Annotated in this window: 6 protein-coding genes; 5 read left to right on the forward strand and 1 reads right to left on the reverse strand. The window is 61.8% G+C overall.

The annotated features are described in order from the left end of the window. Window positions 1-275 precede the first annotated feature (275 nt). The 5 genes from ACQKRQ_RS41310 (at window position 276) to ACQKRQ_RS41330 (ending at window position 5,751) form a co-directional block, all read left to right on the forward strand. Window positions 276-479, forward strand: coding sequence for a hypothetical protein (locus ACQKRQ_RS41310; RefSeq protein ID WP_427483522.1), 204 nt, complete (start codon window positions 276-278; stop codon window positions 477-479). A gap of 152 nt (window positions 480-631) precedes the next feature. Further along, the gene (locus ACQKRQ_RS41315) at window positions 632-2,224 is read left to right on the forward strand and encodes an aspartate:alanine exchanger family transporter (protein WP_427483524.1); all 1,593 of its coding nucleotides are present in this window, start codon (window positions 632-634) and stop codon (window positions 2,222-2,224) included. A 53-nt stretch (window positions 2,225-2,277) separates the two neighbouring features. After that, window positions 2,278-3,273, forward strand: a complete 996-nt coding sequence (locus ACQKRQ_RS41320) for a 2-hydroxyacid dehydrogenase (protein WP_427483525.1) — start codon at window positions 2,278-2,280, stop codon at window positions 3,271-3,273. Window positions 3,274-3,457: 184 nt separating this feature from the next. Then, a complete protein-coding gene (locus tag ACQKRQ_RS41325; RefSeq protein ID WP_427483527.1) occupies window positions 3,458-4,393 on the forward strand; it encodes an amino acid ABC transporter substrate-binding protein in 936 nt (311 codons plus the stop codon). A 17-nt stretch (window positions 4,394-4,410) separates the two neighbouring features. Beyond that, complete coding sequence (locus ACQKRQ_RS41330; RefSeq protein ID WP_408181879.1) at window positions 4,411-5,751, forward strand: SLC13 family permease; 1,341 nt, start codon at window positions 4,411-4,413, stop codon at window positions 5,749-5,751. Between the two features lie 746 nt (window positions 5,752-6,497). On the opposite strand, the gene ACQKRQ_RS41335 is transcribed toward ACQKRQ_RS41330, so the two are convergent. Next, on the reverse strand, window positions 6,498-8,078 hold the full coding sequence (locus ACQKRQ_RS41335; RefSeq protein WP_427483528.1) for a DUF3300 domain-containing protein: 1,581 nt from the start codon (window positions 8,076-8,078) through the stop codon (window positions 6,498-6,500). Window positions 8,079-8,382 lie beyond the last annotated feature (304 nt).

The following is an 8,382-nucleotide window of genomic DNA, read 5'->3' on the forward strand; positions in this document are numbered from 1 at the left end:
GCACGTTGACCTGAGTAATTTTCCGAAGATCCCTTACCAATGTAGGTCTCGGCGTAAAGCAATGCCATACAACCTTGGTCCAATATCGTCGCCACATCGAACGCCGTATGCTGCAAGCGTCTGCTCGTAGTCGGCCGATCAGGAGGTCGCCATGTCACCAGCATGGTTCGGTTCGATCGCCGCCATCGCACCAGGCACACGCCGCTCGATGTGGCATGTCCAGCGGCTGTCGGAACACCGGGCGCCAGTGTTGCCGTATTGGAGTGTTGGCGGGCTTGTTCACGGATGCGCCACGGTTTTCCATGTATCGCCGGCTGGCTTGGACAGGCGATCCCATTCAGCTTGAGACCGTGCTGTGCGTTGCTCAACACTCGCTGATCGACCTGCCCGGCGCTCGGGAGGAAATTCGAAAGAGTGCGGCCATTGTCGCGCGGGGTCCCAGCATCGAACATTATTCGCTCAAGCCGGCCTTGCCCTGACCGGTGTCAGGCGCTGCCAGTATCTGTCGAGCAGCACACCGCGTGCACATGCCATGCAGACACGGCAGCCCGATCGAATCCTGAGCACGTGGGAGTAAGTTCTTCTTCGCATCGTCGCGCTATCGTGCCGGTCGTCTAACAACGAGGCCGCTATGGATACACTCAGGGCTCTGCTCGAAACTCAGCCGCTGTTCACGCTGTTCCTGACTATCGGATTGGGTTATGTCGTGGGCGAGTTCAGCATAAAGGGCGTCTCGCTCGGATCGGGCGCGGTCCTCTTCGTGGGACTGGTGATCGGAGGATTCGCGCCCAGGTCGTCGCCGCCTGCCCTTCTCGGAACCCTTGGTTTGCTGCTATTTCTTTATGGCATCGGCATCCAGTACGGGGCCCAGTTCTTTAAGGGCCTCACCAGCGCCGATGGACTGCGCGCCAATGCGGCAGCCGCTCTGGGAGTCGTTGGCGCGGGATTCGTGTCTTTGGCTCTCGTTCCGATGTTTGGCGTCAAACTCGATGAGTCACTCGGGATGTTCGCGGGCTCGGGTACCAGCACAGCAACCTTGCAGGCGATCATCGCAGCGACGAAAAGCGACGGCGCCGCTGTCGGCTATAGCGTAGCCTACCCGTTCGGCGTTGCAGGTCCCATCCTGCTCATTTACATGCTTAGCGCACTGCTAAAAGTGAAGGTCGAGCAGCCGCCGGAAAAGCTCATGGAAACCGCTGAAATCGCGCTGAAAAACGGCGCATTCATCGGTCTCAGGTTTTCCGAGTTGACGGCACGACTGCCGGCCGGTGTGGCAATCGCAGCCGTGCGTCGCGAACACCACAATCTCCTGCCGGGGGACGACCTCGTCCTGCACACGGATGATGTCCTGCTTGCCACTTCTATGGACCCCGCGGTGCTCAAGGACGCAGCCGCTCTTGTCGGAGAACTGCAGCCGGGGAGGATGACCAGTCACCGGGAGGATCTCGACTATGCGCGCGTATTTGCGTCGAGCCGGGCCGTGGTGGGGCGATCGCTTCGGGACATCGCCTTCCCTGATGGCGTGATCTGCTCGATTGCTCATGTACGTAGAGGTGATGCCGACATCTTGCCCAGTTCCGACCTGATCCTCGAGTTCGGCGACCGGGTCGGCCTGCTCGCCAATCGAGCTCAGATGAAGGCGATCCGTAGATTCTTCGGCGACTCTATCAAGGGCACCGCGGAGCTAAGCTTCATCTCCATCGGCGCCGGCGCAGCCGTGGGACTACTCATCGGCATGATCCCGATCCCTATTCCGGGGGTCGGCAGGCTGACCCTCGGGCTGGCTGCGCTGCTGCTGGTTGCGCTCTACCTCGGCAAGATTCGCCGTTCCCCACCGTTCGTCTGGACCATGCCTCTCTCGGCCAATCTGGTCCTGCGCAATTTCGGCCTGACGATCTTTCTCGCCCAGGTGGGGATCGCTTCCGGGCCGAAGTTCTTTGCGACAGTCGGCGCGACCGGCATTTCGTTTCTCCTCTGCGGAGTTGCGATTCTTCTCGCACTGGTGCTGATTACAGCGTTCTTCTGCCTGTGGGTTTTCAAGCTGCCGTTTGACGCGACGGTGGGAATCATCAGCGGCGCGACGGGGAATCCGGCCATCCTGGCCTTCGCCAATCGCGTTGCTCCCACAGACAGGCCGGACGTCGGTTACGCAATGATTTTTCCTTCGATGACTATTGTGAAAATCCTGTTCGCGCAGATCGCTATTGCATTGGTCGGCGGATAGCCGACCAGGCTTTTGGCGAAAAGCCGGACCTCCATGAAACCGGGAGACACGCGATGAAAATTGCCGTATTCAGCGCCAAGCCCTACGATCGCGAATTTCTCAATGCCGCGAACGTTGCCGAGGGCCATCAACTCAAGTACTTCGACGACCCGTTAGAACTGGAAACCGTCGAACTTGCCACGGGCAATGACGCCGTCTGTATCTTCGTCAACGACACTGCGGATGCAGCGGTCCTCGACGCACTCAAGCGCGGGGGAACACGCCTCGTCGCGCTGCGCTGCACCGGCTTCAATAACGTGGATCTCAAAGCCGCCGACCGTCTCGGGGTGAGGGTGGTTCGAGTCGTGGATTACTCGCCCAACTCGGTTGCGGAGCATGCGGTTGCATTGCTGCTGGCGATCAATCGGCGGATCCACCGGGCCTATAACCGAACGCGGGATTCCAATTTTGCGCTGGACGGGCTGATGGGTTTTGATTTTTGCGGCAAGACAGTGGCCGTGGTCGGTACAGGCAAGATTGGCCGTGTCTTCACCAGGATCATGCTTGGCTTTGGCTGCAAGGTCATCGGCTACGACAAATTCCCGTCACCCGAATTCGAGGCGTTAGGTGCCAGCTACGCGCGTCCCCTGGAAATCGGTTCGAGCGCAGACATCATTTCGCTGCACTGCCCGCTGACTCCGGAAACCTTTCACATCATCAATGCCGACAGTCTGGGCCGGGCAAAGCGCGGGGCATTGCTGGTCAATACCAGTCGTGGTGGGCTGGTGGACACCGAAGCGCTGATCGAGGCACTCAAAAGCGGGCAACTGGGAGGGGCGGCGCTCGACGTGTACGAGCAGGAAGCAGAACTTTTCTTTCGCGACCTTTCCAGCACCATCATTACCGACGATGTTCTTCAACGCCTGATCTCGTTCCCGAATGTCATCGTCACCGGTCATCAGGCGTTCCTCACGCGTGAAGCCGTGACGACGATTTGCCAAACAACCCTGCGAAGCGTCACCGAGTTCGAAACGGGCCAACCTCTTTCGAACGAAATCAGAACATCCTGAACCTCACCTCAGGCGTTCGTTCGACGATGAGGGTGAATAGGGCATCGAGCACAGCATCACGCCACACGGACGGAGGGATGACGTCATGGCAACGAGAGGCCGAATCGTGAGGGCGATATGGCTGCTGCTGCTCGCTGTGATGTGCCTGCCGTCGCGAGTCGAAGCGGCGGACGGGCAAACCCTGATGATTGCGAAGGCGCGCGGTGCGCTGCGCTGCGGCGTTAGCGAGGGGATTGTCGGCTTTTCCGTACGGGATGCCGCGGGACACTGGTCGGGTATCGATGTCGACTTCTGCCGCGCCGTGGCGGCCGCCGCCCTCGGCGACCCCGCACAGGTCGCATTTGTTCCGCTCACGGCGTCAGCGCGTTTTCCGGCGCTTTTGACGGGTGAGGTCGATCTGCTCGCGCGCAACACAACGTGGACCCTGCTTCGTGAAGGGGCTCTCAAGGTCCAGTTCGCAGGTGTTCTGTTTTACGACAGCCAGGCATTCATGGTGCGGGGGCGGGGCGGAGCACAGTCGCTTGCCTCACTCAAGGGTGCCACGGTGTGCGTACAGAAGGAGACGTCCACCGAAGAACATCTGCTTGCCTACTCGGCGGCGAACGGGCTCGACATCAAGCCGCTCGTGCTGAAATCCGCGATTGAACTGGAACAGGCATTCTTCGCCGGGCGTTGCGGCGCATACACGGCCGACGCGTCCTACCTGACTGCCATACGCTTGCATGCGCCAGGCGGCGCGGCATCGGTCGTCATCCTTCCGGAGCGGATCTCGAAACAGCCACTTGGCCCGGTTGTCCAGGGCGGTGACGTCTCCTGGCTGATTCTCGTGCGCTGGGTGCTGTTCACGCTGATCGCAGCAGAAGAACTGGGCGTGACCTCTGAGAACGTGCAGGAACGGATGCGCGATCCCCTTGTTCGGCAGGCGCTCGTTCCCGACGATACAGTCACCCGCGCGATCGGTGTCGAACCCGAGTGGACACTTCGGGCGTTGCGAAGCGCTGGTCACTATGGAGAGATGTTTGACCGAAACCTCGGCGCGCGCAGTCCGCTGCGGCTCGAACGCGGGATCAACGAATCGTGGACGCATGGCGGGCTGATGTATGCGCCGCCGATGCGCTGAACCCAGCGAGGCGCGTCATGAGCGAACTGCAGGTCTATATTGTCCTCGGCGTGTTCGCGACGGTCATACTGGTGATCGCGTTCAACGTGATCGATATGGCCGTCGCCGCGCTTGTCGGCGTGAGCGTTCTGATCGCGCTGCGCATACTCGACGAACAGGACATGCTGAGCGCAGCCCGAACCGCCGCGGGTCCGATCAGTCTGTTGTTCGGCGGCATGGTGGTCGCGCGCATCCTGTCATCCACGGGCCTGTTCGACCTGGTCGGCGACCTGTATCTGCGGGCCACCGGCGGAAGCGGTAAGCGCTTCCTGCTGCTCCTGATTGCGATTGTCGCGCCGCTGTGCGCGTTCCTGCCGAACGCGACCACGGTCGTTCTGCTGGCCCCCATCATCATCCGCGTGGCCGTGGCGCTCGAGGTGGACATCGTTGCTCCGATGGTGCTGACCGCCATCGTCAGCAACTCAGCCGGACTGCTCACGCTGGTCGGCGATCCGGCGACGTTCCTCGTCGGCAGTTCGATCGGCATGACGTTTGGAGAGTACCTGCGGCGCGTCAGCCTGGGCGGTGTCGTCGCCGTTGGTGTCGTGGTGCCGATGCTTCCGCTCCTGATGCGCGACATATGGCAGATCCGGCGGACCTTGCCGGCCCGTGAACCGCGTGCGCGGCTCCAGCGGCCTATCTATGCGGGCGTGTCGCTCGTCGTGCTCGCGACGATGATGGCGCTGTTCGTGTTCGGCGAGGACTTGCCCACGCGCATCGTTCCGCCGGCGGTTGCACTGATTGCCAGCGCACTGGCGCTGCTGGTCGGCTACGCGTCCAGGGTCGAGTCTACCGATAGCGTGCTGCGGGAGGTCGACTGGAAGACACTGGTGTTCCTCGGCGCGGTTTTCTGTCTGGTTCAGGCGATGACCAGGACGGGTCTGCTTCAGGTCATGGCACTCCAGCTCTATCAGCAATTCGGCACCCAGTTGTCGCTCGTCGCTCTGGTGATGATCGCCGGAATTGGACTGCTGTCGTCTTTGCTCGCCAACGTACCGGTTGCAGCGGCGTCCATTGTGATGGTCAAGGGATACCTGGTTGCGGCGGAGTTCGTACCCGACATTGCGTTGTCCGACCAGTTCACCCAATGGCCGCCAGTCACCATTCCGGTGTTCGTCGGGATGATGTTCGGCGCGACGCTCGGAGGCAACGCCACACTCATCGGTGCGGCCGCGAACATCGTATCGGCGGGTATCTGCGCACGCGAAGGCAGACCCGTGACGTTCGCGACGTTTCTGCGCTATGGACTGCCTGTGACACTTGTGCAACTCGCGGCGTCCGCGCTCTACGTGCTCGTGCTGGCACGGGTCTCGCACTGATACTCGCGGAACTGACCATGGGGCACGGCGGCTTCGACATCGCGTGTGGGTCCGTAGGATCTGGGCTGGATCGATTCGAGGGGCGGCCGTCTTTGTTGAACATCTGCGCGCAACGTACGCGAGGCCTCGCGTGCAGTTCACAGCCACTGCGCGTGCAACCCTGTTGACGCATCGATCAGTTCGCGCGCGATGACCGTTTACTTCCTGGCTGCGCCGGTGACGCGTGAAGCCAGGTTTTCGCGTTGAACCTGGTGATGAGAAGTAGCCGCCGCAGTGTTCCCAACTCCGCAAGCCACGCACCGGGACTAGCCGCCCAACCCCGCAATCCCCGGTGCTATAGTTGTTCCGTCATTCTTCTGCGATCCTGACTCCCATGTTTTGCGACGCGTGCGAGAGAATGCTGCAAAGCGCTATTCCTGCGCCCCATCCACAGTTGCAGAAATCAGACTGTTCGACGTGGCTGCGTCCACTGGGTCGCCGCCCGCTCGAAGTGTGCAGATATCGCTGTCTTCAGTGCGGGGTCAACTGGATGCTCGAAACCGACATGTCGAACGCGGGCGAGCACGAGTGGATCTGTCTTTACCATTCGTCGAGCATTCTCGAGCCAGGCAGCGCTTCGGCGCCCACTTCGCAGGTGGAAACGGATTCTCCAACAGTTGCGCGGGTGAACGCCGCTTATGCAGTGGGTCCAGAAAAGCCGTATCAAATGCTGGTTCAGCTGGGATCGCTTCCCTTCGTATGACGAACTAGCGCCGGCCGCCGCCGCCGCGTGCGCCTCCGCCACCGCCGCCACCACCACGGGCTGCGCCGCCCCCACGGTTATAGTTCGAGGACTGCGCGCTCGCTTGCCCGCGATTGTAGTCGCGCTGCGTCGCGGTGCCTCCGCCGACGCCCTGGAATGCCGAGTCGCGGCCACCTCCCGAGTAACCGCCGCCGCTTCTGTCGAAGGTTTGTGCGTTTGACGGAGCGGCACGAGCGGACGTTTGCGCACGATTGCTCGCCGCCGCACCTCGATCCGACGCCTGTGCGCGATTGCTCGCCGCCGTACTTCGATCGGACGTCTGTGCGCGATTGCCGGCTGCGGCGTTGCGGTTGGACGTCTGTGCCCGATTGCTGGCTGTAGCACCTCGATCGGACTTGTTGGCCCGATCGCCGGCACCCGCGGTATTCGTTCGGCCTGTACGGTCGGCGGCGGTCGCGTTGTTCTGGCGACCCGTGCGATTTCCGGCTTCCGCGCGGTTGGCGACGCTCGCACGCTCGGTAGCGCCGCCGGTGCGACCGCGATAGTCGCGTCGCGCGTCGGCGCCCTGCGTACCCTTCGAGTACCTGTCACGCGTCGCGTTGTCGCGATAGGCGACACCCTGACGATGTCCCGCGTCGTGCTTCCACTTGCCGCCCTCTACCTTGGTACGGTCGAAATTGCGGTCGATGTTGGCGGCCTTATTCACGTTGATGTTGACGTCATTGTTATTCCAGTTGCAATTGCCGAAGAGTGCACCCGCAGCCGCGATGCCGACCCCCCATGCGAACCCGGTCGCAAGAGCGGCGCCGGGGTAGTAAGCCGGATACGGCGGCCAGTAGGTCGGCGGGTAAGCGGGAGCGCTCCAGCCGCCGTAGACGACGGTTGGATTGTAGGAGGGCACGTAGACGGCCTGGGGATTGGATGGCTCGATGCGCACGATGGTTTGCGGCGTCTGGCCACCTTGTGGGCGCTGGCCGCCTTCACTCGGGGCCGGCGCTTCGACAACCACCTTCTGTTGCGCGTTAGACGTCAGGTGTCCGGCTTTTTGCGCACGCATCCTTAATCGCTGCACAGCGTCGAGCACGTCCTTTTCATTCGCAAGGAACGCATCTCCGAGCCTCTGGGTCCAGTCGAGCTTGTCGTTCATTGGTTCCAGCACCTGTGGAAATGCCACCAGTGACTTCACGCTGACGTCCCACGGCTGGTCCTGCACCGCTTTCACAGCAGCGTCACCCTTCAAATCCTTGTGCGTTTTCACCCAGCGGGCAGCATGCACGATTTCGAGCGGATAGGTCGACGCCATCAGGATTTGCGATAACAGCGAGTCGGGATAGAGCGCGATCGGCGCGACCAGCGCCTCGATTTCCTCCGGTGGAAATTGCTGGGCCTGAGGCTCGGGCGCCGAGGCTGGGAGTGGCACGGACGCTGCGGCCGCAACAGAGGCTGCAACCGGGGCAGAGGCCGGGGCTGCGGCCGGTGCTGAAGCGGGCTGCGTCTGAGCCTGCTGATCCTGTTGCTTCGATGGGCAGCCCGTCAACACGACGATGAGGCTGATGCTTAAGAGCCGTGCAATCCTTCTCGTCATGGCCGCTCTCCGTTCGTTCCGTCAGGCAGCGAGTTGTTCGTGGGCTTCAATCTCACCGAGGCGGATGATCAGGCGGATGATCCGGTGACTGGTCGCGCGCGGCTACGTTGCACTGTGCGCAGATGATGGAATACATACTGGATTAGTGCTCGCCGTACGATCGGTACAGCCGGGTCTTCCAGCTGCGGACCGACCGCCGTAGTGGAGGTCCATTTCGCTTTTCCCGGCGGGACGGCTGTTCCTGTTTCATGGCAACGATGGCCTTCGTCTACAGTGAGCTCCCGAGGTCAGAATCGCTCAGCGA

The organism is Paraburkholderia sp. NPDC080076, from assembly GCF_050281145.1.
In the GTDB taxonomy this organism is placed as follows: domain Bacteria; phylum Pseudomonadota; class Gammaproteobacteria; order Burkholderiales; family Burkholderiaceae; genus Paraburkholderia.